Source organism: Hominisplanchenecus sp. (assembly GCF_046967715.1).
Classification (GTDB): Bacteria; Bacillota; Clostridia; order Lachnospirales; family Lachnospiraceae; genus Hominisplanchenecus; species Hominisplanchenecus faecis.
This window is the reverse complement of sequence record NZ_JBKVNQ010000025.1, coordinates 1-24,031: the sequence shown is the minus strand read 5'-3', so window position 1 is coordinate 24,031 and position 24,031 is coordinate 1. Positions and strand designations below refer to the sequence as shown.

Here is a 24,031-nt window from a genome sequence, read left to right as displayed (position 1 = left end):
TAAGGAGGACGCTATGAACCGGAAATATTTTTCTGCCTCTCTGCTCCTGATCCTTTTGCTTCTGGTCATGCCTTTTTCGCTCGGCGGATGTTCCAAGGACTCTCCGAAACGTGCTGTCAAAAAGGAATTGAACCTGATCAAAGAGCTGGATGAGAGCACGATCAAGGCTTTTGTTTCCTATGAGGATATGATGAGTTCCCATTCTTCCAGCAGCGATGTCGGAATCGAGACAACTGAAGCGGTAAAACGGTTCTTTCAGAATTTCGATTATAAGATAAAGAGTTCTTCCGTGGAGGATAAGAAAGCGACGGTGCACGTAGAAATCACCAATCTGGATACGCATGCCCTCGCAAAGGATATCTGTCTGGCTCTCGTCAAGAAAGGTACGGGCAGCGGCTCATCGGAAAATATGACGCTGAACTCTTATTTTGCACTGCTTGGCGATGTTTTATCCGAAAACACCTATGATTTGGTGACCACCGAAGCGGATATCAAGCTTCTGAAAACGGAGGATGGCTGGATGATCCAGAATACGGATCAGCTGGAGGATGATCTGGTCAGCGGTTTTATCACCTATCTGAAAGATCCATATCTGGTCACACCGGAAGAGATCATTAACGTTGTCATGGAAGGGCTGAAAGAAAAGTCCCCGGACCAATGGAAATCTTATCTGAACATGCATGATATTTTTGCCACGTACAGCAAGGACTATGAGAAAGTGGACCATGCTCTTGCCGAACAATTAAGTAAATGTATCTCTTATAAAATCCTGTCGGTTCAGGAAGACCAGGCAGAAAAATCTGCCACGGCAACACTTTCCATCACCAGCCTGGATATGAAGCGTGTATTAAAACATTATCAGGATCTTCTGATACACTATGCGGCTACCTCAAAGTCACTCCGTGCCTCTTCTAGTGAGCTTGCTGATGAAACAGCCGCTCTGCTTGCACAGGCACTGACAGAAAACACCGACACGACGGATACCGAAGTGACGATCCATTTTACAAACAACGGCTCTTCCTGGGAAATCCAGCTGAACGAAGATTTCACCAATGCACTTCTTGGAAATGCCGGAGCTGCCATTCAGGCTTTTCAAAATGGATCCGTTGATGTTTCTGACAGTGTGTCGGATACAGAACAGTAAAAGCCGACTCAGCGAACGAGCGGTCATCCTGGTCGGAGATTGCAATCCGAACAAGATAAAAAATCCCGGATTTCTGAATTTCTTCAGTTATCCGGGATTTTCTATTATCCTGTCTTTTTATTTTTCTTCTTTTTCTTCTTTTTTCTCGATCTCAAGACCAAGCTCTTCCAGCTGTTTCGGATCTACTTCATCCGGTGCCTGCATCATCAGGCAGGAAGCATCTTTTACTTTCGGGAAGGCCATAACTTCACGGATGCTGTCTTCTCCTGCCATCAGCATGATCAGACGATCCAGTCCGTATGCCAGTCCTGCGTGTGGCGGTACTCCATATTTGAATGCATCCAGAAGGAATCCGAACTGTTTCTGTGCCTGTTCCGGCGTAAATCCAAGTACTTCGAACATCTTGGACTGAATATCATCCTGGTGGATTCGGATACTTCCGCCACCGATCTCATTTCCGTTCAGTACGATATCGTATGCCTGAGCACGTACTGCTCCCGGATCGCTGTCGATCTTATCGAGGTCTTCTTCCATCGGCATGGTAAACGGATGATGCATGGCAACGAAACGATTCTGTTCTTCGGACCACTCAAGCAGTGGGAACTCCGTAACCCACAGGAAACGGAAATCGTCTTTTTTCAGCAGATCCAGACTCTTTGCCAGATGCAGACGCAGTGCACCGAGCACATCCCAAACAACTTTTTTCTTGTCCGCAGCAAACAGCAGCAAGTCTCCCGGTTCTCCGTCCATTGCTTTTACCAGTTCTTTTAACTGTTCTTCTTCAAAGAATTTTGCAAAAGAAGATTTGTAAGTTCCGTCTTCATTGACTGCCAGATATGCCAGTCCTTTGGCACCATAAGTCTTTGCTACTTCTACCAGTGCATCAATCTTCTTTCTCGGCATATGCCCCTGTCCTTTGGCATTGATACCGCGAACGGTTCCGCCGTTTTCCAGTGCTCCGGTAAATACACCGAATCCGCAGCCTTTTACGACTTCCGATACGTCCTGCAGTTCCATGCCGAAACGGATATCCGGTTTGTCAGAGCCGAAACGGTCCATGGCTTCCTGCCAGGTCATACGCTGGATCGGCAGCTGTACATCCACGCCGATCTCTTTAAAAATGTATTTCAGGAGACGCTCATTGACATCAATGACATCGTCCATATCAACGAAAGAAAGCTCCATATCGATCTGTGTGAACTCCGGCTGACGGTCTGCTCTTAAGTCCTCGTCACGGAAACATTTTGCGATCTGGAAATAGCGGTCGTATCCGGAACACATAAGCAGCTGTTTGAGCAGCTGCGGTGACTGCGGCAGTGCATAGAAGCTGCCCGGATGTACACGGCTTGGTACGAGGTAGTCTCTTGCACCTTCCGGAGTACTCTTGATCAGGATCGGTGTTTCGATCTCCAGAAATCCTTCTGCATCCATAAAGCGACGGATCGCTGTTGCTACTTTGCTTCGAAGCAGCAGGTTTCTCTGCAGGTTCGGACGACGCAGATCCAGATAACGATATTTCAGACGAAGTTCATCTCTTGTCTGGATATGCTCTTCGATCGGAAACGGCGGTGTCTCGGACTCGGAAAGAATACGCAGACTCTCTGCTCTTACTTCCAGCTCGCCGGTTGCAAGATTATCGTTGACTGCTCCGCCGCGTTTTTCCAGTTTACCGGTTACGGCAATGACAAACTCACTTCTCAACTTGCCGGCTTTTTCATATCCTTCGGTTCCGATATCATTCTCATCAAAAACAATCTGTAACAGACCGCTTCTGTCTCTTAAATCAATAAAGATCATACCACCAAGATTTCTTCTTTTCTGTACCCAGCCCATGACAGTTACTTCGCTGCCGATCGCTGCGTTTACGACTTCTGCACATCTGTGGCTTCTGTGCAGGCCTTTCATTGATTCAGCCATTTGCTTTTGTCCTCCTTTATTTGATGCCGTCACAGAAAAATTCTTTGAATTCTGTGTAGCCTTCTGCCGTCATCTGTTCCTTCTGGAATTTTTTATTTTTCTTCATCATATTGACGCTTACGATGCTGCCGTTCTTGCGTTCTTCTGCGGCTTCTTTGAAAATTGCAGCCAGCTTGTCACCCGGCATATTTTTTTCAATCAGATATGCTTTCTTACCTGCATTGCTCGGAACCTGATAATCACGCTCCAGAAGCAGCATGACAATACGTTCAAATCCGATGGAGAATCCGCATGCACAGGTCTTCTGACCGGTGAATTTGCCGATCATTTCATCGTAGCGGCCGCCGCCTCCGACGGAACCTCCGAATCCATCAATACTGATCTCGAAGATCGGTCCGGTATAGTAGGACATACCGCGAACGAGGGTCGGATCGAACACGATCTGGAATTTTGCTGTCTTGACAGTGTCAACACTCTGGATGATTGTCTCCAGTTCTTCTGCGATCTTCTGATCCAGGAAGCCTTCCAGAAGTTCTTTTAAGCGGCGTACGCCATTTACATCTTCGGTCACCTCATCAAACAGGGACAGGTACTTGTCGATGCTCTCTTTTGCAAATCCTTCTTTTTCCAGCTCTTCTGCCACGCCTTCTTTGCCGATCTTGTCCATCTTATCCAGAATGATAAAGACGGTATCGTAGCTTTCTTCCGGGAAACCGCTGCATGCTGCCATGGCTTTTAAGATCCTGCGGTCGTTGATGCGGATCGTAAAGTTTTCAAAGTCCAGTTTGCCGACCAGCGTGGAAGTTGCCAGGATCAGCTCGATCTCTGCCAGGATCGTCGGCTCGCCGAGAATATCGATATCACACTGCATGAACTGGCGGTAACGGCCTCTCTGCGGTCTGTCTGCACGCCATACATTTCCCATCTGCAGTGCTTTGAACGGACTTGGCAGATTGTTTGCATTGTTTGCATAATATCTGGACAGCGGAACAGTCAGGTCGTATCGCAGTCCGCCGTCGACCAGATCCATCTCGGTTTCGGCCGTGTCGATCTTCAGTTTTTCGCCTCTTTTTAAAATCTTAAAGATCAGTTTTTCGTTTTCTCCGCCCTGCTTGCTGGAGAGGTTCTCGATGTGCTCCACGCAAGGTGTCTCAATGGAAGAAAATCCAAACGTTCCGTAAGTATCTTTGATCATACGGATCACGTAATCGCGGATCTCCATCTCGCGTGGTGTAATATCTTTCATGCCGGTTACCGGCTTCTTCTTCATTGCCATAAAGTATCCTCCTCTAAATCCCATTTCATCTGTTCACATGTCCGGATCCTTTCACAGATGATCTCATCATGAATGATCTCCAGAAAACACAAAAACAGTTTCAGATCAAAATTTTTTATTTCTTCAATCATAATGGCAACCGCCTTTTCCCATGAAAAAGCTCTGCGGTACGGTCGATCGGAGATCAGTGCCGCAAACACATCACAGATCCGAAGGATCCTCGCCCCAATGGGGATCTCATCTTCCTTCAGGTTCGATGGGAAACCGCTGCCGTCATAATTTTCGTGATGATATAAAATGCTTTTTATGATAAAATCCGAATAATGATTTTGCGATGTGATCGCATATCCCAGTGTCGGATGAAGCCTTACATACTTGATCTCCTCGATCGTAAGCGGCTTCTGTCCTTTCTGATACACATATTTTGCCATCTCAAGTTTCCCGATGTCATGCAGAAGTCCTGCGATCGACAGCTCGTGGCACTGTTCTTCTGACAGTCCCGCCTTTCTTGCAAGCTCTCCGGCCAGAATACTGACCATCATCCCATGCTGCAGTTCTTTGCTCAGGCTGAACTGTATGATATTATACCCGGTTTTTTTCATAGTCACAATAACCCTGTTTCTTACGTTCTATCATTTCATCGATCCGCTCGATATAGTTTTTAATATCCTTTACATTTTCCGCACGCTCAATGCGATCATTCATCACAAACTTGGTCGAAGCACCGGCTCCAAGTGCCAGGATCGACTGCTTCTCTTCCATGATCAGGATATTGTAAATGCCTTCTTTTTCCGGTTTTGCATATCCGACATTCTCAAAATTGCCCTTCATATTCTTCTGGCGGTAGAGATAATATGGGAACATACCGGCTTTTGCCGCATACTGCTCCGTCATCTCCATGATCCTCTGATTGTTTGTGAAAGTCATCTCTTTATATTCATCTTTAAACAGGTTGAGACGTGCCGCACGTTTGATGGCCAGAGAATGTACGGTGATGCTGTCCGGATCAAGAGATAACACCTCCTGCATGGTGTGCTCCACCTCTTCGATGCCTTCTCCCGGAAGTCCTACGATCAGATCCATGTTGATATTGTCAAACCCAAGCTCTCTGGCATCGGCAAATGCCTTTCGGATGTCTTCCACCGTATGCCGTCTTCCAATGATATCCAGCGTCTTCTGGTTCATCGTCTGCGGATTGATGGAAATCCTGGTCACCGGATGCTTTCGGATCACAGCCAGCTTCTCCCATGTGATACTGTCCGGTCTGCCCGCTTCCACAGTATACTCTTTTATGTGGCTGATATCAAAACATTTTTCCACTTCAGACAATAAACGCTCCAGCTGATGCGGCTCCAGCGTGGTCGGCGTGCCTCCTCCGATATAGATCGTATCCAGGACCTGACCGGCCCACATACTCGCCGTTTCCCGGATTTCATGGCAAAGTGCATCCAGATAATCATCGACCTTATTTTTCCACACTTTTAACGGACTGGAACTGAACGAACAGTATGCACAGATCGTTGGGCAGAATGGAATCCCGATGTAAAGGCTGTATCCGTTTTTATAGTCAATATCCTCCAGGATATGACGTTCTCTGTTGGCAATTGAAACAGCCAGTGCCGTTTTTTCCCTGCTGACCAGATACTGCTCCCTCATGATCTTTGCCGTCTCCACGTTAGAATGTCCGGCATCGATCAGTGCCATCGGTATTTTCGTCGGCCGCACACCGGTCAGTGTTCCCCACGGAAGTTCCTGTCCGGTTCTTTTCTGCAGCATATGGTACAGCAAAATTTTTGTCTGATTTTTTCTTTCTTTCCGCCCGTGCATCTCTTCTGTGAGCCACACGCCTTCTTCCTGACGTTTCCGGTCACCGCTTACACGCTCGATGCGGATGCTTATCTTATTTTTCCCGTAAAAAAGAGAGATTTTTTCATCGTATTCCGCTGCCGGACTGTCATCGTCAGACAAAACGATCTCTTCTTCCGGATAAAACGATTTCACCAGATTGTATACATCATACTCAAAATCTCTCTTTTGGAACTGTATTGCTATCATCTGTTCTACTCATTTCATTTTTATTTGCAAACGTTCCGGTCGGCACAAAGCCATGATCCACCGGACAATGTGTGCCTCGCGGAGCGTTTATCTTAGTCGGAGTCAAAACTCCCGCTAAGATAAATACGGGTTAAATCTTTGTTCATAGGCAATCGTCGTTATTTCCTGGTGTCCCGGATAAACGACTGTATCACCCGGCAGATTCTCCGTCAGATACTGCACGGAACGCACGATCTGTGACATGCTGCCGGTCGGAAAATCCGTTCTCCCGACGCTGGTGCGAAACAGTGTATCCCCGGAAAACAGTACTCCTTCTTCCGACAGATAATAACAGACACCGCCCTTTGTATGCCCCGGTGTCTCGATCACCTTAATCTTAAACCCTGCAAGAGTCAAAGTTTCCTTATCTCTCAGCAGACGGTCTGCACGGATCGACAGAGCAGCAGCCCAGGAAGCAGAAAGATTGTAACTGCCATTTTCCAGTACTTCCTCTTCCTTCTCGCCGGCATAACACTGTACACCTTTAAAATATGCTTTTAAATCATCCACCGCACCGATATGATCAAAATGACCATGCGTAAGCAGAATCCCCTGCAATTTCAGGCCATCCGCTTCAATCTTCCGGATGATCCGCCCGGCATCATCCGCCGGATCGATCAGGATCAGTTCCTTTGTTTTCTCATTTATCACAAACCAGGTGTTGGTCTGCACCATGCCAAGCACCATCTTTTCTATTTTTATATTTCCCATAAACGCCTCCTCTGATCAGCCTGAAGTACGCTGGATATCGATCACACTCTCGATCTGACGTATCTTGGCAGTCAGGCTTGCAAGCTCTTCTTTGCCCTGTACATCAAAGGTAAGCAGGATCGTGGCAACGCCCTGTTTGTTCACACGGCAGTTCAGAGAACTCAGGTCAATCTTCCGTTCTGTAAAAATCTTGGAAATATCCACAAGAAGTCCGGTACGGTTGTATCCGAAAATCTTGATCTCTACGGTGTAACGTTCGTTTTTATCCTGCTCAGATTTCTGCCATTCTGCCTCGATCAGTCTTGCCCTGTCTGTCTCTGAAAGGTTCATCACATTTACGCAGTCTGTCCTGTGAACGGAAATGCCGCGCCCCCTTGTCACAAATCCGACGATCTCATCTCCCGGAACCGGTGAACAGCATTTGGAGAAACGCACTGCCACATCATGGATGCCTTTTACGACAATGCCGTTCCCGGATTTGGCGATCCGCATCTTTTCTTTGCCCTCAGCAGCTTCCATGATATGCTCATCCGTGATCTCCTTCTGGTGCTGCTTGTTGTACTCATCCAGAAGCTTGTTGACAACCTGTCCCTCTTTCAGACCGCCATGTCCGATCGCTGCCAGTGCAGAATCCCAGTCACGAAAACCATACTTACGCATCACACTCTCCATGTAAGACGGTTTCATCAGGTCGCTTAATGTAATACTACGGCTCTTGCAGTAAGCTGCCATCAGTTCCTTACCGCGGGTGATATTGTCTTCTTTTAATTCATTGCGGAACCACTGGTTGATCTTGTTCTTTGCCTGGGCACTCTTTACGATCTTCAGCCAGTCACGGCTCGGACCTTTGGAATTCTGCGAAGTGATGATCTCGATACGGTCCCCGTTCTGGATCACATAATCGATGTTGACCAGCTTGCCGTTCGCCCTGGCACCGATCATCTTGTTTCCGACCGCACTGTGGATGCTGTATGCAAAATCGATCGGTGTGGAACCATTTGGCAGATTCTTGACGTCACCAGCCGGTGTGAAACAGTAGACACTTTCTGCAAACAGATCCAGATCGCTCTTTAAGAGACTCATAAACTCTTTGCCGTCCGACATATCCTTCTGCCATTCCAGAATCTGTCGCAGCCAGCTCAGTTTCTCTTCTTCCTGTTTGGAAACATTGACGGTTCCTCCGTTGTTTGATGCTTCTTTGTATTTCCAGTGTGCCGCAATACCATATTCTGCGGTACGATGCATCTCAAACGTACGGATCTGTATCTCAAACGGTCTTCCGCCAGGTCCGATCAGCGTCGTATGCAGAGACTGATACATGTTCGGCTTCGGCATCGCAATATAATCTTTAAAACGTCCCGGAATCGGTTTGTACATCTCATGTATCACACCGAGTGCCGCATAACAGTCCTTGACCGTATCTACGATGATACGCACTGCAAAAAGATCATAGATCTGATCGAGCGTTTTGTCCTGGTTTACCATCTTTTTGTAAATGCTGAAGAAATGTTTGACACGGCCGTCGATCTGTGCTTTGATACCCGCTTTTTCGATATGGGCACGCACTTCTGCGACAATACCGTCCACAAATTTCTGGCGTTCTGTTTTACGCAGAGCGATCTTTTCTACCAGGTCATAATAAACTTCCGGCTCCAGATATTTCAGCGAAAGGTCATCCAGCTCTACCTTAATCTTGGAAATACCAAGTCTCTGAGCAAGCGGAGCATAAATATCCATCGTCTCTCTCGCTTTTTCTTTCTGTTTTTCCGGCTTCATATATTTCAGCGTACGCATATTGTGAAGCCGGTCTGCAAGCTTGATCAGGATCACACGGATATCCTTTGCCATGGCAAGGAACATCTTACGCAGGTTCTCCGCCTGTACTTCCACCTTATCTGCAGAATAGCTCAGCTGTCCCAGTTTTGTAACGCCATCCACCAGAAGTGCGACCTCTGCCCCGAACTCTTTGGTGATCTCCTCCGTCGTCATGACCGTGTCCTCAACCACATCGTGAAGCAGTCCTGCAACGATCGTCTCTTTGTCCAGCTCCAGATCTGCCAGAATGATCGCAACGCAAAGCGGATGAATGATATATGGTTCTCCGGATTTTCTCTTCTGACCCTCATGTGCCTCATAAGCAATCTTGTAAGCTTTTTCAATCATGCTGATATCCGTGGATGGATGATATTTCTTCACGCTCGCGATCAGTTCATCATACAAGATCTCCGGACTTGTAAAATCCTCCATGGTTTTTACATTCGCATCGGCTTTTTTGATCTCCGCTTTTTTCATCTCTGAATTTTTTATTTCTGTCGTTGTATCTACTTTGTTTTTTTCGTCGCTCATAGCCAGTACCCTCTTTCCGGAAATCCGCAGAAAGCAGATTCTGAATCTGCCCCTGCAACCATCTATTGTCTACTGTTTTTATTTCCCATCATAGCAGAGTACAGACTCTACCTCATATCCTTTTAATCTTTCACGGCCTTTTAATCCGGCCAGCTCCATAAGGAAAACAACCTTTACAACTTCTCCGCCGAGTTCCTCAACCAGTTTGATCGCAGCTTCGATCGTTCCGCCTGTAGCAACCAGGTCATCTACCAGCACAACTTTCTGTCCCGGTTTGATAGAATCCTTATGCATTTCAATCACAGCACTTCCGTATTCCAGGTCATATTCCATGCTGACCGTTTCACATGGCAGCTTGCCTTTCTTTCGAACCGGTACAAATGCCTTGTGCAGGTTATATGCAATCGGTACACCAAAAATAAACCCTCTGGACTCTGTGCCGACAACGACATCAAACTCGGTATCTTTCAGCTTGTCCTGCATGGACTGGATTGCCAGATGCAGTCCGTCCGGATCCTGCAAAATCGTTGTGATATCGCGGAAAATAATCCCCGGCTCCGGGAAATCAGGTATACTTCTTACATATTCTTCCAGTTTTTTCATATGTCTACTCCTCCTGTACATGGCATTTGTTTTTAAATCCTACTGTTTTGCAGATTTTCTTTAATCATTTATTCAGTATATCATCCCGGGATTATCTTTGCAAGACTCTACCTTTTGCTTGATAGCAAAAAAGACCCCCGCTTCTATAAGCGAGAGTCTTCTCCGACCAAGATAAAAAAAGTGCGGAAGGCGGGACTTGAACCCGCACGGTATTGCTACCACAGGCACCTGAAGCCTGCGCGTCTGCCAATTCCGCCACTTCCGCATCACAGCTATATTTATACCACAGGTTTCTGTGGTTGTCAACAGTATTTTTTGATTTTTTTATATTTTTTGTATTTTTCCTACGATTCAGACAACTTACTGTGTTTGATCCTATATCCATTCAGGTATCTGATATAAAAGACCGTTTTCTTTTTTCTGATATTTACCTGACAGAATCACGAATGCACTTTCTCTTTACATTATTTCTCTCGTCAAAAAGATAAGAGAGTTCGATTTCTATCGAACTCTCTTATGCAGTTGACGGGACTTGAACCCGTACCCAGTTATCCCAGACTAGATCCTTAGTCTAGCGCGTATGCCAATTCCGCCACAACTGCTTGACACTGGAGAGTATAGCACCTTACCATCCTTTCGTCAACCCCTTTTTTGAAATTTTTTTAATTTTTTCTATTTTTCATATTTTTGCAACGATTTTGTGTTCCCCGGGCATCTGGCAAAATGGAAGGTACCTCACATCGGATACACTTTTATGGATTGCACCGTTTGCACGGCTCGTATCCCATATTCAGTACTTCTTCTCTGGTTCCGTCGTAGACCCATTTGTTACTGTCACTCATCTGATTCACGCTGGAACAGCTTGGACGATGGAATTTCATGGTATTGGTATTAAGGATATACTCGCTCGCCGCTGCAGCCTGTTCCTGAACCTGTGTCTGTTCTGCCGGTGCTTCCGTCTGAACTTCTTCTGCACGTTCATCACCCGACTCTGCCTGACTTGCATAAACTTCAGCATTTTCTGCCAGATGACTTTCTCCTGTCGCATGGTCGATCGCAACACCCGGCTGTTCGTTGTACACAAATACATGATAACAGATACCGTCGCCATCATCTTCTACTGATCTCGCTTCCATCTCCACGCCGTCCGCCACCAGGTTGTCTCCTGTATAGATCGGTGTCACGCGATACAGAACATGGTTGCCTGTTTCTTTGATGTAATCAGCCACCATATTTTCAAACGGCAGCATCCCGTCCACATTCATGTATCTCGTACCGGTGATCAGATTCTTTTCGTTGGCATTTTCCGCTGTCAGCTGATAGCCGATCAAATGGCAACGATTATAAAGATATTTGCCGTCTACAAAATCGTATTTTACTGTATGCCAGCCGCTCGGTTTTACTTTTCCGATCGAACCGCGTTTTTTCGTTGGCATCAGATCTTTTCCGATATTCGAAACTGCCACACCGCATCTGCCCAGTTCATCCAAATCACTGTAATATTCATACGATGTTTCCGAATAATCACTTTCCTGAAAATCCGGTTCATTATCATCGATCACCACATACGGTGCATCCGCAAAGGCCGGGATCTCCTCCATGGTAAGCACTGAACTTTTTTCCGTCGCATAGTCCGTTATCTCATCCTGCGTTTTCGCGGCACTTTCTGTTTCATCCGAAGCAACGACTGCTCTTTGCTCCTGTGTTTCTTCCAGCGTATCTGCTGTTTCCGTCAGCGTCTGCTGCATTATGGCATCTGTCTGCCGGCTCTCCGTTTCCGATCCGCAGCCTCCGATCAGCAATGCAATCAGCAAAAACCAAATGGGAAGAAATCTTTTTCTTTTCTTTCTGTTGTCTTTCATCTTTTTCAAGCCTTTCTTTTTTACTTCTGTAACGCTTACTCTTTATGCACGCTCTTTCTCCAAGAACCTCTCTGCCCTCTTCTTCAACAATTCTTTCTCATGCACGGTCTTTCTTCCTGTACTGTAACCGTGTGATCTTTTCGTGAGAATATCCGGCAAATTCCTCTTCCGCCGTTTTCTCCATCTGATCCAGATCCAGATCCAGTTTAAGGTCAAACGGATACGCCCGGTTCCATCCAAACACGATCAGTTTTTCAATCCGCCCCTCCGTTCCCTTCAGTGACTGATTTTCAACAAAACAGATATCTCCTTCTCCTGCTTTTTCCAGAAAATTTTCATCCACGCAACAGTTTTCCGGATGTTCCTGCTCAAAAAGTTTTTCAGAAAACGGATGTATCCAGAGCTTCTTTCCTTCTGACAACTCCAGGATCTTTTGGATCACCGTCCGGTCTTTTGATACCCTTCTGTTGTTAAAAAGCATGCCACCTCTGTCTTCTGTGCAAACAATCACGATCATTTCTCATTCTCCCTCCTGTCGTCTGTCTTTTTCACTTCGGATAGTGCCGTCACTTTCCGTACCGGCAGATCCTGATGTCGTGGTTTTTATTTTGACACCACTATTATAGAATTTTCTGTTTCTTTTGGCAACCCGATTATCCCCCTGATATTTCTTTTGTTCGCCCATTGATAATTTTACCTTTCTGACAATCGTTACCTCCATCTGTTTATGGAAGCATTATACTACATTGGGACATTTTCCTTTGTGGTATATCAGGATATTATCATAAATGGTTCATAATATTTTTATTTTTTTTCAAAAAAGTGTTGACAAACGTCAATCCATGTAGTAGTATATGCGTTGTGAGTTGCGAGTCAGCTTCACAGAAACAATACGCGGAAGTGGCGGAATTGGCAGACGCGCAGGCTTCAGGTGCCTGTGGTAGCAATACCGTGCGGGTTCAAGTCCCGCCTTCCGCACTCTTCTTTCTGTAAAGTGCGAGCGACATACAATTTTATATTTTTTCTAAATGCGGAAGTGGCGGAATTGGCAGACGCGCAGGCTTCAGGTGCCTGTGGTAGCAATACCGTGCGGGTTCAAGTCCCGCCTTCCGCACTTTTTATTTTCTGTTTAAAGAACTCGCAGAGCAGACTGCGAGTTCTTTTTTTCTATACATTACATGATGCCAGGGTGCTATGTGCCAGTGGCACATGTTTAGCACCGACCGAAGCGGAGCGTAGAAAGGATTGTGGGAGTGCAACGCACGGAACATTCATGTCTCAGACTTCTGCCCGGTATAAATAAAAAAATAGAAGAAAAGCTTTTTCAAGCTCCTCTTCCATCTTATTAACTCTCACATTTGCTGTGTAAACAGCTGCTTTCCCGGTATTATGCCAGTTTAGATTTTGCCAGCTCTGCCAGTGTTGCAAATCCTTCTGCATCATTAACTGCCATGTCTGCCAGGATCTTGCGGTTCATTTCAACACCTGCCAGTTTCAGTCCATACATGAATTTGCTGTAAGACAGACCATTGATTCTTGCTGCTGCGTTGATACGAGCAATCCACAGCTGTCTGAACTGACGTTTTTTCTGTTTTCTTCCTGCATAAGCACTTGTCAGTGCTCTCATTACAGACTGTTTTGCAACTCTATACTGTTTGGAACGAGCACCTCTGTAACCTTTTGCCAGTTTCAGTACTCTGTTATGTTTCTTTCTAGCGTTCATGCCGCCTTTAATTCTTGCCATGTCTTATTTCCTCCTTCGCTTATTCTTATAAATAAGGTAAAATCTTCTTCATGTTCTTGAAATTTGTAGCATCTGTGATGATTGCTTTTCTCAGATTTCTCTTTCTCTTTGTGGATTTCTTTGTTAAGATATGGCTCTTGTAAGCTTTATTTCTTTTCAGTTTTCCTGCACCTGTCTTTTTGAAACGTTTTGCAGCTGCTCTGCTTGTTTTAATTTTTGGCATTTTACGTTTTCCTCCTTGTATAAATTCTGTTTATCGGCTGTAACCTTCCGGTTCTGGCCGTTCTATTTTAACCCTGCGTTCTTAGGAACGTTTTTCGGTTAAAAACATCGCCATGCTCCTGCCTTCCATCTTGGCCGGCTTATCTACGAGTGCGATATCTTCCAGTGCTTTTGCGAACTCATCCAGGATATGTCTGCTTGACTGTACGTGAGCCATCTCACGCCCTCTGAATCTGAGTGTTACTTTTACTTTATTACCTTTTTCAATAAACTTTCTGGCTGAAGCAATCTTGGTATTCAGATCGTTGCTGTCGATATTCGGGGAAAGACGAACTTCTTTTACTTCTATCGTCTTCTGTTTTTTCTTTGCTTCTTTTTCTTTTCTTGCCAGCTCGTAACGGTATTTTCCATAATCAATGATTTTGCATACCGGTGGTTTCGCCTGCGGCGCAATCTTTACCAGATCCAGTTCCGCCTCTCTTGCGATCTTCATAGCTTCTCTGGATGACATAATTCCAAGCTGCTGTCCATCTTCGCCGATCAGACGTATTTCTCTGTCTCTGATCTGTTCATTAATCATTAACTCGCTAATAGTTTTGCACCTCCATTAATGCGTGTACCACCTTTGCTCCCTCATAGACCAGAAAAAGGTGGACAGCATAACTGTCCACCTAATAATCGTTTTCCCTGAAACAAATCTCTCTGTTTCTGAACTTTATTAACCGATAGTCACCTTTTGTGCTACGGTGAGAGTGGACACTCTGCTTTGTTTTCTCAATAACCTTGAATAGATTACCATACTTACCGGCAGGTGTCAACCCCTTTTTTTATTTTCCGCAGTTACATTTAAATGTTCCACATTCTGTCTGCTCGCAGGTACATGCCCCGGCTCCTACAATACCGATCTGATCTGCCGTACATTTGTGTTCATCATTGTATACACAGTGACAGGCTTCACATGCAACATCGATTTTCTGCGAAGCACTGCCCATGGAACTTTTCGCTCCCTGTGTGGTTCGTTCGGTAAAATCCGTACAGCAGGTTTCCTGTACTCTGGTCGCATTTTCACCGCCTACTTTAATATCACCTTTACTGCAGTACATCCCGTCATTGTATACACATTTCTGTGCCGAACATACTAACATCGCCATGATACTACCTCCTTTTATGATTTTGGGTTACAAAGCTGTTAAAATCAAACGATGCCATAAAACCACTCCTGTGCAAGCACATCGTGGTTTCAGGCTTTTGACCCTGGCATCTTACAAATTGTTTCCCCGCTAAACGGTTCTTACAATTTCCCGGATAGTATCTGCTGTTTTTTCTTTTTTATTCACAACGGTTCACTGTTCTTTTTCTGGATTTCCCGTATTTTTTTCCAGGTTCTGGCAAAATCTTTCCGAAGCGGATATCCATATTCCTGATAAGTGATCGTCTTGTCCTTCGTTCTTTCTTCAAAGGAAAAATAAAGATCACGGGTATATCCGTCTACATCTGTGCTGTCTGCAGAAGCATCATTTTCTGCAGCCGGAATATTTTTCAGTTCCTGTCCGGTTTTTTCTGTCAGCTCTTTTTTATAAATACGGTAAAGCTCTTTTGCATCTTCTCCGGTCACCACAACATCGTCTTCATAGAGATAAGAAAGACGGATGCCCGTCAGTTTCTCTTCTGCATACTGCGGATCATTTGAAAGAATCGGATAGCAAAGCTGCTGATACCAGGACTGCTTCCACAGTTTTTCCTCTGCCGCATTCCAGACATCATCCAGGATAAAATAGCGGCGATATTTTACTTTTCCATTCTGCATGACAAATTTTACAAGCACTTCATCCACATTTCCATCTTCGCCGCAGTCACGGTTTCCTTCTGCATGTGCTTTTTCTACCAGATCATAGATCACATCAAACTGTTCTGTCTGCTCCAGATCCAGGTGGCTTTCAATATCACTTATTGTTTCAAGACTTTGCATCTGATTTTCTATCACATAGAGGTTTCCATAAATTTCTGCACCAAGACCGCCTCTGCTGCACACAGACATCGCTTTAACCTCTTCTTTTGCCGGCATCCAGCGATTATATCCCGGCCAGTCAAACACCAGACTGCAGATCAGCAAAATCCCTGCCGCCAGTGTGATGCCGGTTCCGATCTTATGGGCAAAGGCCAGTTTTACGTCTCTGTGGTAAACAAATTCCATCAACATACCAAGCACCAGAACGCCGAAAATGAATCCACCGAACAACCAGGAATACTGATTTGATCCGGTCATACCGTATGCTACAATACCAATAGCCAGTGCCCCCGGAAGTACCATCAAAATCTTCAGGATCTGCTCTGTTTTCGGAAATGCCAGTGCCATACCGCCGCATTCTGCCCTGTGGTGCGTACACATCCAGAGATCTGCCAAAAAGAATACAACAATGCCGCCAAGTGTCATGCATGCTGCTCCAAACCACGGCGTTCCATGCTGAATCCCCTGTTCTATCCAAATCATAATCCCGATTGGTGTCGTATATGCAATTTTCCAGAGCTGGATTGCTTTTAATGCAGTGTAGAATCCGGTTTCAATATAAGCCTGGGCGATCATAGTCACCGCCGGACCATAACCGGCGATCACTGCCATACCAAAGACAGCAATCAGTGTATTGCCGGTAAAAAGCATCGCAAAAGCAGCTGCACTGTAGATCAGCAGAAATTCTATGATATGCAGCACGCTTCCTTTCAGAAACGGCAAAAATAACAGAGAAAGTGATACCCCTTTTGTAGCCGCAACCAGCATGGCAAGGATCTCACACACCAGAAAAATCCCGACAAACATCAAAAATCCTGTCATATATCCACTCAGAAAGAGCTTCTTTCTGCGAACCGGGATACTGTAATACAAATCCATCTTCTCTTTGCTGTGTACATAAGAAAATTCCGCTGCTGCGATCATAGCCGCTGCTGCCGTTACAACCAGTGCCATGGCAATGTTTCCTGGTGCCAGAAGATCGACCGCCACACGATTTCTCCAGATATCATTTACCGTTGTCTGTGCATCCAGCCCGATCATCATCAAAACCGGATAGCACACAAAGAAAAGAACGCTAAGGAATACCAGCATCCAGTTTCTTCTTTTTGCATCTTCCTGCATCAGCTTAAGAAATGAAATTTTTGATGTCATAACCAGCCACCTCCGTTTCACTGATAAAAATTTCTTCCAATGTCAGAGGAAGAATCTCTGCCAAAATCGGGTTTTTCTCCTGAATGGTCATCAGAATCTCCTGCTTTGTTCCTCGTGCCACAATGCTCATAACAGAGCCGCGTTTTTCATGCTGCAGCACTTCCAGTTTTGCAAGGATTTCCTCTTCGTCCCCGGCATTTTGAAATACGCACTGCACTTTATGGATGTGATATTTCATTTCTTCCAGTTCTTTCGACAGCAGAATGCCTCCTTTGTACAGCAGCCCTACATGGTCACAGATATCTTCCAGCTCACGCAGATTGTGCGATGCGATGATCGGTGTAAAGTCCCGTTTCATGATTTCAGATGCAAAAATGCTCTTCACTGCCTGACGTACAACCGGATCCAGTCCGTCAAAACTTTCGTCACATATCAGATATTTTGTTCCGGCACAGACGCCAAGAAGAAGTGCCACCTGCCGTTTCATGCCTTTGGAAAACGTGGACAGCTTCCTTGTAAATTCCAGTCCAAATCCGGAGACCATCTCCCGAAAGCGTTCCATATCAAACTGCGGATAGATCACCTGATAATATTCTGCCATCGTTTTTGCCGTTGCATTCTGAAAAAAATAGGCATTGTCCGGAAGAAAGAAAATCTTCGCTTTCGCCTGTGGATTTTCATAGACATTCTCCCCGTCGATCAGTGCCATGCCGGTATCCGGCTTCAAAACTCCGCTGATCACACGCAGAAGTGTGCTCTTACCGGCTCCATTTGTCCCGATCAGCCCGAAAATGCTGCCTTCCTGAATGGTTGCCACAATGTTGTCCAGTGCTTTGATCTCACCAAACATTTTGTTTACACCCGTTACTTCAATCATGTTTTCCCTCCCTGTAATACGTTCTGACCTTTATCGAAAACTCCTCCTCATTGATTCCAAGTTTTTTCGCCTGATCCACGGTTTCTTTCAGCCGCCCGAAGCACTGTCCCTTCATCCGATCCGTCACCTTATCTTTTTCCGAGACAAAATTTCCTTTTCCCTTCACCGGATAAATTGCTCCATGTTCTTCCAGAATCGCGTATGCTTTCTGGATGGTATTCGGATTGATAGAAAGCTCCACCGCCAGTGCCCGCACAGATGGAAGCTGCTCCCCCTGGCTCATCACGCCCGCTGCGATCAGACTCTCTACATGTTCTACGATCTGCTCATAGATTGGCTGTCTGCTCTGACTGTCAATCACGATCATGACATCATCCCTGCTTTCTTTTCATATTCAAGAATGCCTCTGGCATTCTTGCTGCGAGGTGCACGCCATGCATCGCATGACATATTTTTCTGTGCACATCTGATGTATTATAGTGTACTAGTACTTTCCATACACTCAGAGTATAATATAAGTCCCCTGCGAATACAAGGGACTTATGAGAATATTAAGAATGTTAAGTTTTACTCTTTCATTTGCAGCAGTTCGCTGACAATCCCTGCCACCTGTGCCATTTCGGACACTTCGGTATATTCCTGGCAGGAATGTACCTGATGCATCGCCGATGCCATGACGATCCCCGGGATGCCATGCTCAGACATTTTGTTCTGGTCACTGCCGCCAAAGGTCGCGATCAGGCTGCTCTTGATGCCGCACGCCGTACATGCCTTCTGAAATTCTTTTACAACACTTTCTTTTTCGTCCGTTTTATAGGCCTGATAGCAGATATCCCGGATAAATTCGATACTGCCGCCGCGTTTTTCTGCTTCTTTCGCAAAAATCTGCTCCACCTTCGCAAGTTCTTCCAGTGCTTTTTTATGCGAAAAACTGCGAAGCTCACCGGATACCTCACAGTAATCCGGGACAATATTGCTGGCACGGCCGCCTTCGATTTGTCCGACATTGACGGTTGTATCATCTCCGATCCTGCCTATCGCCATCTCTGCGATTGCCGCTGCTGCGATCCGGATCGCATGCACGCCGTCCTGCGGTGCAAATCCGGCATGTGATGCTTTTCCATGTACTTTTACCGTAAATGCGATCTGACTCGGAGCCTGCACTGCTGCCGTACCGATCTCGCCGCTCATATCAAGCACGATCGATTTTTCTGCCTGTATTTTTGAAAAATCAAACACTTTGGCTCCCTTTACGTGCTTTTCCTCTCCGATACTGAGCAGAATCTCTAACTCTCTGGTCGGTCTGTTTTCTTCTTTTAAATGATGCAGTGCTTCTAAAACTGCTGCCACACCGGACATATCATCTGCTCCGAGCACCGTTGTGCCGCCGCTTGTGATCCTTCCGTCCGGATACACAACTGCTTTTTTGCCTTTTGCCGGCTCCACCGTATCCATATGCATGCCAAGCAGCAGCGGACTGCCGCTGCCCGGACGGTGTGCATAGAGATTTCCGCAGTTGCCGCCATAAACCTTCCATGCATCATCCTCTTCCACCGAAAAGCCCAGCTCTTCCAGTTCTTTTGTCAGATAATCTGCCATCTCTCTTTCTCTGTAAGAAGGAGCATCGATGGAAACCAGTTTTACAAACTGTCTGGTAATCCTCTCTTTGTCTATCATAGTTCACACCTCTCATCAAATGTTTCCTTTGATCTTTTCTTTGACCAGTGCAAAGGCTTCCCGCACCATGTAATGAATCTGATACCGCCAGTCCGAGCCCGCCGCCACGCCACAGACATCCTGATAGCCCTGCTTTTTCGCAAGTTTCAGGGCACGATAAACATGAAAATTGTTGCTGACGATCCCGGTCTTCTTTTCTTTGCAGTCCGACAGTCGTGCACAGAACTGCAGATTTTCCATCGTACTGACAGACTCGTCTTCCAGTATCATTTTATCCTCTGGAATACCCTTTTCCACCAAAAATCGCTTCATACACTCTGCTTCCGTAATGCTCTCGCCGTCTCCCTGTCCGCCGGACAAAAGCAGGATCGGCTTTCCGCAGCGTTCCCACTCCTGTGCCACCTTCTCCATACGCAGCTTCAGTGCTCTGCTCGGTCTTTCTCCATGCACCTGTGCCCCGAGGACGATCATATAATCCAGATTCTCCTTCGGTTCTGCGGACATCCGGCTGACGATACACCCTTCTGCGATCATAAATATCAGAAGCCCGACCGCAAAAACTGCGATCACTGCGATTTTCAGTCCTTTTGCGATCACGATCGAATGAAGAACAGTATACTTGTGCACGGCTGCGATCCCACAGAAAAGTACCGCTCCCACAAGCCAGATCCATGAAAAATCCATCCCGATGGAAACTAGCAAAGCAAAATACAGGGCACACAAAAGCCCCAAAATCCCTAAAATCAGTTCCATATTCCACTCACCCTCCTTTTATAGCATGATCCACATACAGAAATTTTGCCCACATTTACCCGACAGAATCGCCGTACAGTCTGCACTCCGTTTTAGTCGGAGATTGTACTCCCACTGAGAAAGACTTGTTATTACTCACCACTTGCAGAAGTGGGAGTCTTCTCGACTGAGATAAAATGAGCCGCAGCAGCCTGTGTCCAGGCCACCGCAGCTCCGCTCTCTTTATTTATGCATTCTTTCCGCAGCAGAATTTATATTTCTTTCCACTTCCGCATGGACACGGATCGTTTCTGCCTACTTTTTTGCCTTTGATAACCGTATTTGCTTTCTTTGCTTCACGGTAAAGTGCTTTCTTTTTATCTTCGTCAAAGATATTGTCCCACATCGGCAGACCGTACAGCCAGTCTGCTTTTGCATCTACCATGTTTTTGTACAGTTTTTCCTTGTCAAAGATCAGGTTTACTTCGGTATCCTCGTCCATCTCTTCGATCGGGTTCGGAACGATCAGACTCTCATCGATACCATCCAGGAATCCAACCATGGTCATAACCGGGATCTCATATTTTGCTGCCAGCTCTTTGACTGTGCCTTTTACTTTTACATCCGGCTCTGAGAGCAGCTTTTCATAAATTCCTTTTTCTATCATAAAATAATCCGTCCAGAATTTCTGAAGTACCTTTTTATCTGTCTGCTGAGAGTACGCTGTGTCTCTCCACTGCTGTAATAATCCCATATGCTTACCATCCTTTATTTTTGTTGTAAATTATCGGAATATCTATCCCGTCATTCGGCAGGCTCTGTCTTTTTCGCAGAAACCCCATGTCCTGTATTATATAATACTTTGGCTTTTTTGTAAAGCAAGAGACCGCAAAAAATCCCCCGCAGCCGCACCTCTTTGTGTCGTCCGCGGGAGATCAGGGGAGGATAAGTATTATATTTCTCTTTGGTATACTCGTAGTATGAACCTTTTTTTGTTTTTTATACAACATAATCACAAAATTCTTTGACAAATTGTCCAAAAAGTACGATAATGTTCTTTACCAGCTATATCAATTTTTACGAAAGGAGGTCCATCTATCGTGGACTATTTAGATCAGCAGATTTTAATGAAATTGAAAGAAAATGCAAGACAGTCTGCTTCCGATATCAGCAAGGAGATACATTTGTCCGTATCCACCGTGATCGACCGTATCCGCAAAATGGAATCTTCCGGTGTTATTGAATCTTATACTGTGATCACGGATGAAAAGAAAACCGGAAATGATGTCACTGCACTGATGGAGATCAGCCTTGAACATCCAAGATACAACGAACTTTTCATTGAAAACATCAAAAAGAATCCAAATATCATCTCCTGTTATTACCTCACCGGAGAATTTGATTATTTACTGAAAATCGCATGTCAGTCTTCCGAACATCTGGAGCAGATCCACCACTGGATCAAAGACCAGGGCGGCGTACGTCAGACCCGTACACACTATGTCCTTCGAACCGAAAAGAATATTTATTCTCCTCTGCCGGAAGCAAAAGAGTAATAACAGGAAAGGATTTTTATGAAAAAAGCAAAACGCATCTTTGCACTTGCGGGTGCTGTGATCCTGATCGCTCTGTATCTGCTTACTTTTCTATTTTCACTTATGGACAGCGATCTGGCACATGGATTATTTGGTGCATCTTTCGCATGCACATTTATCATCCCGGTCGTCTCTTATGCCTGCATTCTTCTTTACAGACTCAGCCATAAAGATGACAGTGAAAAATAAAAAAACACTGCAGAATTGTTTCATCTTTCTGCAGTGTTTTCTTTTTTAAAAGGCAAATGCCATATCTTCGGAAAGGATCGCCGTTCCCTGCATCATCTCCCAGATCGTATTCGGAAGGTTGACTCTCTTTTTGTAAACTGTCAGCACTTTATTTTCTTCCAGACACTGGATGGTCATAGCTTCCGGCCAGAACAGGTTGCCCCATCCGCCGACCACACATCTGACTTTTTTAACAAAGGCCACATAACCTTCTTTGCATTTCAGTCTTTCTTTCTGATATTCAATCACATTTCCCGGACTTAAATGGTTCAGAGTTGCCTGCAGATAAAAGTCCTGAAACAGGGCTTCCTTACTGTCTTTCATCCATTCAATATCGCCTCTTAAAATCCGGTCACAGTCTGTGCGGCTCAGTTTTGCACACGCACGGTGCCAGATATGCATCTGCATGTATTTCTTTTCCAGATAAATTGTATCTTCATCCTGATTCTTCACGCACAGATAATAGTGCGGCACTGCTTCGTTTGACACATCCCCTCTGAATTTGAGTTTTCGCAGTGTATATTTTTCAAATTTCTGATTTTCTTCTTTTTGAAGCAGCTGCTGTTTTAATCTTCCATACTCGTCGTAATCAATCTTCTGCTGCTCTTCATAATACATTGTGTACTGCATAAATGATTCCCCTTCTTTCAGTTGCTGAACCCTCTGTTTTCCTCTCCGATATGAAATCGAACATTTACGGGATTGTGCATGTTTATGCCTTCCATCCCTTCTGTCATAATATATTTTAACAAGCATTTGTGAAAAAGCAATGGAAAAGTTATAAAGTATTTCTTAAGAGAACGCAAACATTTGTAAGATATTCTGCCATTATGCATATATCCAGCCTGAACAATTTGACAATCGCCTCTGTCTACCTTAAAATAAAGTGCAATGATGTACCGTGATTCTGTCAGTTCAAGTCGAACGCATGTGAGACTTGGCATGCGATTCTGGTCAGGTCACATGCGTGTTCCATTTAATTTCAGAAAGAAGGATTTACTTATGATTAAAAATATTGTTTTTGATATCGGAAAAGTTCTGGTTCGTTTTGACTGGGAAGACTATCTGGCTTCTTTTCAGTTTCCAGAAGAAGAAACCACTGCAATCGCTAAGGCCATGTTTTTAAGTTCAAATTGGAATCTGGTCGATGAAGGCCGCCTTTCCTACGAAGAGATCGAGCAGATTTTTGTCGATTCCTGTCCTGCATATGCGGATGATATCCGACTGGTATTTGCTCACTTCGGTGACTGCATCACACGTTTTCCTTATACAAGACACTGGATTTCTTCTCTGAAGCAGCAGGGTTATCAGGTCTATTATCTTTCCAACTATGGTGATTTCACCTGCCAGTATACCAGAAAAGACCTTAATTTTTGCGACCTGATGGACGGCGGCGTGATGTCCTATGAAGTAAAATGCCTGAAACCAGACCCAGTGATCTACCAGAGCCTGTTTGAGAAATATCACTTAAAGCCGGAAGAATGTGTGTTTATCGATGACAATGCGGCAAACATCGATGCCGCAAAGAAACTTGGGATGAAGACGATTTTGTTTCAAGACTATTTTCAGGCACAAAAACAGCTGAATGTGCTGTGCAACAAATAAAAAGTTGTGGCGGAGGTTTGTGTAAATGTGAAAATGAACGCCATAGAAATGATTTTATAAAATATATAACGCCATGATGATTCGAAAACAATCTCCTGACACGCTGCGTTTCCTGTTCGGTTCGCTCGCCTGTTAGCCGCCCTTCGCCTAAACTCGCCTCTTCGAGGCTCAGACAGCGGCTCTTTGGGGCGGCAGCATCGCAAACCTCACGACGGAAGCCTTGCTACCGTCAGAGCGA

Annotated in this window: 24 protein-coding genes and 4 tRNA genes; 6 read left to right on the top strand and 22 right to left on the bottom strand. The window is 45.2% G+C overall.

Annotated elements, in window-relative coordinates:
• The first annotated feature begins 13 nt into the window (after window positions 1–13).
• Window positions 14–1,144, top strand: coding sequence for a hypothetical protein (locus ACLTL4_RS05335; protein ID WP_173866783.1), 1,131 nt, complete (start codon window positions 14–16; stop codon window positions 1,142–1,144).
• 117 nt (window positions 1,145–1,261) lie between these two features.
• On the opposite strand, the gene aspS is transcribed toward ACLTL4_RS05335, so the two are convergent.
• The 11 genes from aspS to ACLTL4_RS05280 all read right to left on the bottom strand — a co-directional run bounded on the left by aspS (window position 1,262) and on the right by ACLTL4_RS05280 (window position 12,470).
• The gene (aspS, locus tag ACLTL4_RS05330; protein ID WP_412320306.1) at window positions 1,262–3,061 is read right to left on the bottom strand and encodes an aspartate--tRNA ligase; all 1,800 of its coding nucleotides are present in this window, start codon (window positions 3,059–3,061) and stop codon (window positions 1,262–1,264) included.
• Between the two features lie 16 nt (window positions 3,062–3,077).
• Entirely contained in the window at window positions 3,078–4,337 is a 1,260-nt protein-coding gene (gene hisS / locus ACLTL4_RS05325) for a histidine--tRNA ligase (RefSeq protein ID WP_022120058.1), read from the bottom strand.
• Window positions 4,328–4,939, bottom strand: a complete 612-nt coding sequence (locus ACLTL4_RS05320; RefSeq protein ID WP_173898082.1) for an HD-GYP domain-containing protein — start codon at window positions 4,937–4,939, stop codon at window positions 4,328–4,330. Before ACLTL4_RS05320 ends, hisS begins: the two co-directional genes overlap by 10 nt.
• The gene (gene hemZ, locus ACLTL4_RS05315) at window positions 4,920–6,392 is read right to left on the bottom strand and encodes a coproporphyrinogen dehydrogenase HemZ (RefSeq protein ID WP_022120060.1); all 1,473 of its coding nucleotides are present in this window, start codon (window positions 6,390–6,392) and stop codon (window positions 4,920–4,922) included. The genes ACLTL4_RS05320 and hemZ overlap by 20 nt, the downstream gene beginning before the upstream one ends.
• Window positions 6,393–6,506: 114 nt before the next feature.
• Window positions 6,507–7,142: an MBL fold metallo-hydrolase gene (locus ACLTL4_RS05310; RefSeq protein WP_412291467.1), complete on the bottom strand. Its 636-nt coding sequence runs from the start codon at window positions 7,140–7,142 to the stop codon at window positions 6,507–6,509.
• 15 nt (window positions 7,143–7,157) lie between these two features.
• Complete coding sequence (locus ACLTL4_RS05305; protein WP_226911899.1) at window positions 7,158–9,434, bottom strand: RelA/SpoT family protein; 2,277 nt, start codon at window positions 9,432–9,434, stop codon at window positions 7,158–7,160.
• Window positions 9,435–9,566: 132 nt separating this feature from the next.
• On the bottom strand, window positions 9,567–10,091 hold the full coding sequence (locus ACLTL4_RS05300; RefSeq protein WP_022120063.1) for an adenine phosphoribosyltransferase: 525 nt from the start codon (window positions 10,089–10,091) through the stop codon (window positions 9,567–9,569).
• A gap of 181 nt (window positions 10,092–10,272) precedes the next feature.
• Window positions 10,273–10,356 (bottom strand) — tRNA-Leu (locus tag ACLTL4_RS05295).
• 252 nt (window positions 10,357–10,608) lie between these two features.
• A tRNA-Leu gene (locus ACLTL4_RS05290) sits at window positions 10,609–10,693 on the bottom strand.
• A gap of 150 nt (window positions 10,694–10,843) precedes the next feature.
• A complete protein-coding gene (locus ACLTL4_RS05285; protein ID WP_412320305.1) occupies window positions 10,844–11,953 on the bottom strand; it encodes a DNA/RNA non-specific endonuclease in 1,110 nt (369 codons plus the stop codon).
• A 97-nt stretch (window positions 11,954–12,050) separates the two neighbouring features.
• Complete coding sequence (locus ACLTL4_RS05280) at window positions 12,051–12,470, bottom strand: ribonuclease Z (protein WP_412320304.1); 420 nt, start codon at window positions 12,468–12,470, stop codon at window positions 12,051–12,053.
• Between the two features lie 377 nt (window positions 12,471–12,847).
• On the opposite strand from ACLTL4_RS05280, the gene ACLTL4_RS05275 reads away from it, so the two are divergent.
• Together ACLTL4_RS05275 and ACLTL4_RS05270 are read left to right on the top strand one after the other, a co-directional pair.
• Window positions 12,848–12,931, top strand: a tRNA-Leu gene (locus ACLTL4_RS05275).
• A 52-nt stretch (window positions 12,932–12,983) separates the two neighbouring features.
• Window positions 12,984–13,067: transfer RNA gene (locus ACLTL4_RS05270), tRNA-Leu, on the top strand.
• Between the two features lie 273 nt (window positions 13,068–13,340).
• On the opposite strand, the gene rplT is transcribed toward ACLTL4_RS05270, so the two are convergent.
• From rplT to ACLTL4_RS05220, 10 genes are all read right to left on the bottom strand, one after another.
• On the bottom strand, window positions 13,341–13,697 hold the full coding sequence (gene rplT / locus ACLTL4_RS05265) for a 50S ribosomal protein L20 (RefSeq protein ID WP_022119053.1): 357 nt from the start codon (window positions 13,695–13,697) through the stop codon (window positions 13,341–13,343).
• A gap of 25 nt (window positions 13,698–13,722) precedes the next feature.
• Entirely contained in the window at window positions 13,723–13,920 is a 198-nt protein-coding gene (rpmI, locus tag ACLTL4_RS05260; protein WP_022119054.1) for a 50S ribosomal protein L35, read from the bottom strand.
• 81 nt (window positions 13,921–14,001) lie between these two features.
• The gene (gene infC, locus ACLTL4_RS05255; protein ID WP_147631201.1) at window positions 14,002–14,499 is read right to left on the bottom strand and encodes a translation initiation factor IF-3; all 498 of its coding nucleotides are present in this window, start codon (window positions 14,497–14,499) and stop codon (window positions 14,002–14,004) included.
• A gap of 247 nt (window positions 14,500–14,746) precedes the next feature.
• A complete protein-coding gene (locus tag ACLTL4_RS05250) occupies window positions 14,747–15,070 on the bottom strand; it encodes a DUF1540 domain-containing protein (protein ID WP_173898951.1) in 324 nt (107 codons plus the stop codon).
• A gap of 182 nt (window positions 15,071–15,252) precedes the next feature.
• Window positions 15,253–17,079 carry a DUF6449 domain-containing protein gene (locus ACLTL4_RS05245; RefSeq protein ID WP_173898953.1) on the bottom strand — a complete coding sequence of 609 codons (1,827 nt, stop codon included), beginning with the start codon at window positions 17,077–17,079 and terminating at the stop codon, window positions 15,253–15,255.
• Complete coding sequence (locus tag ACLTL4_RS05240) at window positions 17,054–17,956, bottom strand: ABC transporter ATP-binding protein (RefSeq protein WP_173898955.1); 903 nt, start codon at window positions 17,954–17,956, stop codon at window positions 17,054–17,056. Before ACLTL4_RS05240 ends, ACLTL4_RS05245 begins: the two co-directional genes overlap by 26 nt.
• Complete coding sequence (locus ACLTL4_RS05235; RefSeq protein WP_022119059.1) at window positions 17,949–18,323, bottom strand: GntR family transcriptional regulator; 375 nt, start codon at window positions 18,321–18,323, stop codon at window positions 17,949–17,951. Before ACLTL4_RS05235 ends, ACLTL4_RS05240 begins: the two co-directional genes overlap by 8 nt.
• Window positions 18,324–18,523: 200 nt before the next feature.
• On the bottom strand, window positions 18,524–19,633 hold the full coding sequence (locus ACLTL4_RS05230) for a M20/M25/M40 family metallo-hydrolase (RefSeq protein ID WP_412320303.1): 1,110 nt from the start codon (window positions 19,631–19,633) through the stop codon (window positions 18,524–18,526).
• Between the two features lie 15 nt (window positions 19,634–19,648).
• Entirely contained in the window at window positions 19,649–20,386 is a 738-nt protein-coding gene (locus tag ACLTL4_RS05225; protein WP_412291439.1) for a YdcF family protein, read from the bottom strand.
• A gap of 226 nt (window positions 20,387–20,612) precedes the next feature.
• Entirely contained in the window at window positions 20,613–21,119 is a 507-nt protein-coding gene (locus ACLTL4_RS05220) for an SEC-C metal-binding domain-containing protein (protein ID WP_022119062.1), read from the bottom strand.
• Between the two features lie 346 nt (window positions 21,120–21,465).
• On the opposite strand from ACLTL4_RS05220, the gene ACLTL4_RS05215 reads away from it, so the two are divergent.
• On the top strand, window positions 21,466–21,921 hold the full coding sequence (locus tag ACLTL4_RS05215) for an Lrp/AsnC family transcriptional regulator (protein ID WP_022119063.1): 456 nt from the start codon (window positions 21,466–21,468) through the stop codon (window positions 21,919–21,921).
• Window positions 21,922–21,939: 18 nt separating this feature from the next.
• Window positions 21,940–22,149: a hypothetical protein gene (locus tag ACLTL4_RS05210; protein WP_022119064.1), complete on the top strand. Its 210-nt coding sequence runs from the start codon at window positions 21,940–21,942 to the stop codon at window positions 22,147–22,149.
• 45 nt (window positions 22,150–22,194) lie between these two features.
• On the opposite strand, the gene ACLTL4_RS05205 is transcribed toward ACLTL4_RS05210, so the two are convergent.
• Window positions 22,195–22,818, bottom strand: coding sequence for a hypothetical protein (locus ACLTL4_RS05205; RefSeq protein ID WP_412291440.1), 624 nt, complete (start codon window positions 22,816–22,818; stop codon window positions 22,195–22,197).
• A 372-nt stretch (window positions 22,819–23,190) separates the two neighbouring features.
• Between ACLTL4_RS05205 and ACLTL4_RS05200 the strand changes: the two genes are divergently transcribed.
• Entirely contained in the window at window positions 23,191–23,793 is a 603-nt protein-coding gene (locus ACLTL4_RS05200) for an HAD family hydrolase (protein WP_173896897.1), read from the top strand.
• Window positions 23,794–24,031: the final 238 nt, after the last annotated feature.

What these genes read in the sequence shown, in the direction of transcription:
- ACLTL4_RS05210 (WP_022119064.1), top strand. Translation starts at nt 21,940, where the DNA reads ATGAAAAAAGCAAAACGCATCTTTGCACTTGCGGGTGCTGTGATCCTG.
- ACLTL4_RS05230 (WP_412320303.1), bottom strand. Translation starts at nt 19,633, where the DNA reads ATGATAGACAAAGAGAGGATTACCAGACAGTTTGTAAAACTGGTTTCC.
- ACLTL4_RS05245 (WP_173898953.1), bottom strand. Translation starts at nt 17,079, where the DNA reads ATGACATCAAAAATTTCATTTCTTAAGCTGATGCAGGAAGATGCAAAA.
- ACLTL4_RS05220 (WP_022119062.1), bottom strand. Translation starts at nt 21,119, where the DNA reads ATGGGATTATTACAGCAGTGGAGAGACACAGCGTACTCTCAGCAGACA.
- ACLTL4_RS05200 (WP_173896897.1), top strand. Translation starts at nt 23,191, where the DNA reads ATGATTAAAAATATTGTTTTTGATATCGGAAAAGTTCTGGTTCGTTTT.
- ACLTL4_RS05320 (WP_173898082.1), bottom strand. Translation starts at nt 4,939, where the DNA reads ATGAAAAAAACCGGGTATAATATCATACAGTTCAGCCTGAGCAAAGAA.
- ACLTL4_RS05285 (WP_412320305.1), bottom strand. Translation starts at nt 11,953, where the DNA reads ATGAAAGACAACAGAAAGAAAAGAAAAAGATTTCTTCCCATTTGGTTT.
- rpmI (WP_022119054.1), bottom strand. Translation starts at nt 13,920, where the DNA reads ATGCCAAAAATTAAAACAAGCAGAGCAGCTGCAAAACGTTTCAAAAAG.
- hisS (WP_022120058.1), bottom strand. Translation starts at nt 4,337, where the DNA reads ATGGCAATGAAGAAGAAGCCGGTAACCGGCATGAAAGATATTACACCA.
- ACLTL4_RS05310 (WP_412291467.1), bottom strand. Translation starts at nt 7,142, where the DNA reads ATGGGAAATATAAAAATAGAAAAGATGGTGCTTGGCATGGTGCAGACC.
- ACLTL4_RS05240 (WP_173898955.1), bottom strand. Translation starts at nt 17,956, where the DNA reads ATGATTGAAGTAACGGGTGTAAACAAAATGTTTGGTGAGATCAAAGCA.
- ACLTL4_RS05250 (WP_173898951.1), bottom strand. Translation starts at nt 15,070, where the DNA reads ATGGCGATGTTAGTATGTTCGGCACAGAAATGTGTATACAATGACGGG.
- rplT (WP_022119053.1), bottom strand. Translation starts at nt 13,697, where the DNA reads ATGGCAAGAATTAAAGGCGGCATGAACGCTAGAAAGAAACATAACAGA.
- ACLTL4_RS05305 (WP_226911899.1), bottom strand. Translation starts at nt 9,434, where the DNA reads ATGAAAAAAGCGGAGATCAAAAAAGCCGATGCGAATGTAAAAACCATG.
- hemZ (WP_022120060.1), bottom strand. Translation starts at nt 6,392, where the DNA reads ATGATAGCAATACAGTTCCAAAAGAGAGATTTTGAGTATGATGTATAC.
- ACLTL4_RS05280 (WP_412320304.1), bottom strand. Translation starts at nt 12,470, where the DNA reads ATGATCGTGATTGTTTGCACAGAAGACAGAGGTGGCATGCTTTTTAAC.
- ACLTL4_RS05235 (WP_022119059.1), bottom strand. Translation starts at nt 18,323, where the DNA reads ATGATCGTGATTGACAGTCAGAGCAGACAGCCAATCTATGAGCAGATC.
- ACLTL4_RS05205 (WP_412291440.1), bottom strand. Translation starts at nt 22,818, where the DNA reads ATGCAGTACACAATGTATTATGAAGAGCAGCAGAAGATTGATTACGAC.
- ACLTL4_RS05225 (WP_412291439.1), bottom strand. Translation starts at nt 20,386, where the DNA reads ATGGAACTGATTTTAGGGATTTTGGGGCTTTTGTGTGCCCTGTATTTT.
- aspS (WP_412320306.1), bottom strand. Translation starts at nt 3,061, where the DNA reads ATGGCTGAATCAATGAAAGGCCTGCACAGAAGCCACAGATGTGCAGAA.
- ACLTL4_RS05335 (WP_173866783.1), top strand. Translation starts at nt 14, where the DNA reads ATGAACCGGAAATATTTTTCTGCCTCTCTGCTCCTGATCCTTTTGCTT.
- infC (WP_147631201.1), bottom strand. Translation starts at nt 14,499, where the DNA reads ATGATTAATGAACAGATCAGAGACAGAGAAATACGTCTGATCGGCGAA.
- ACLTL4_RS05300 (WP_022120063.1), bottom strand. Translation starts at nt 10,091, where the DNA reads ATGAAAAAACTGGAAGAATATGTAAGAAGTATACCTGATTTCCCGGAG.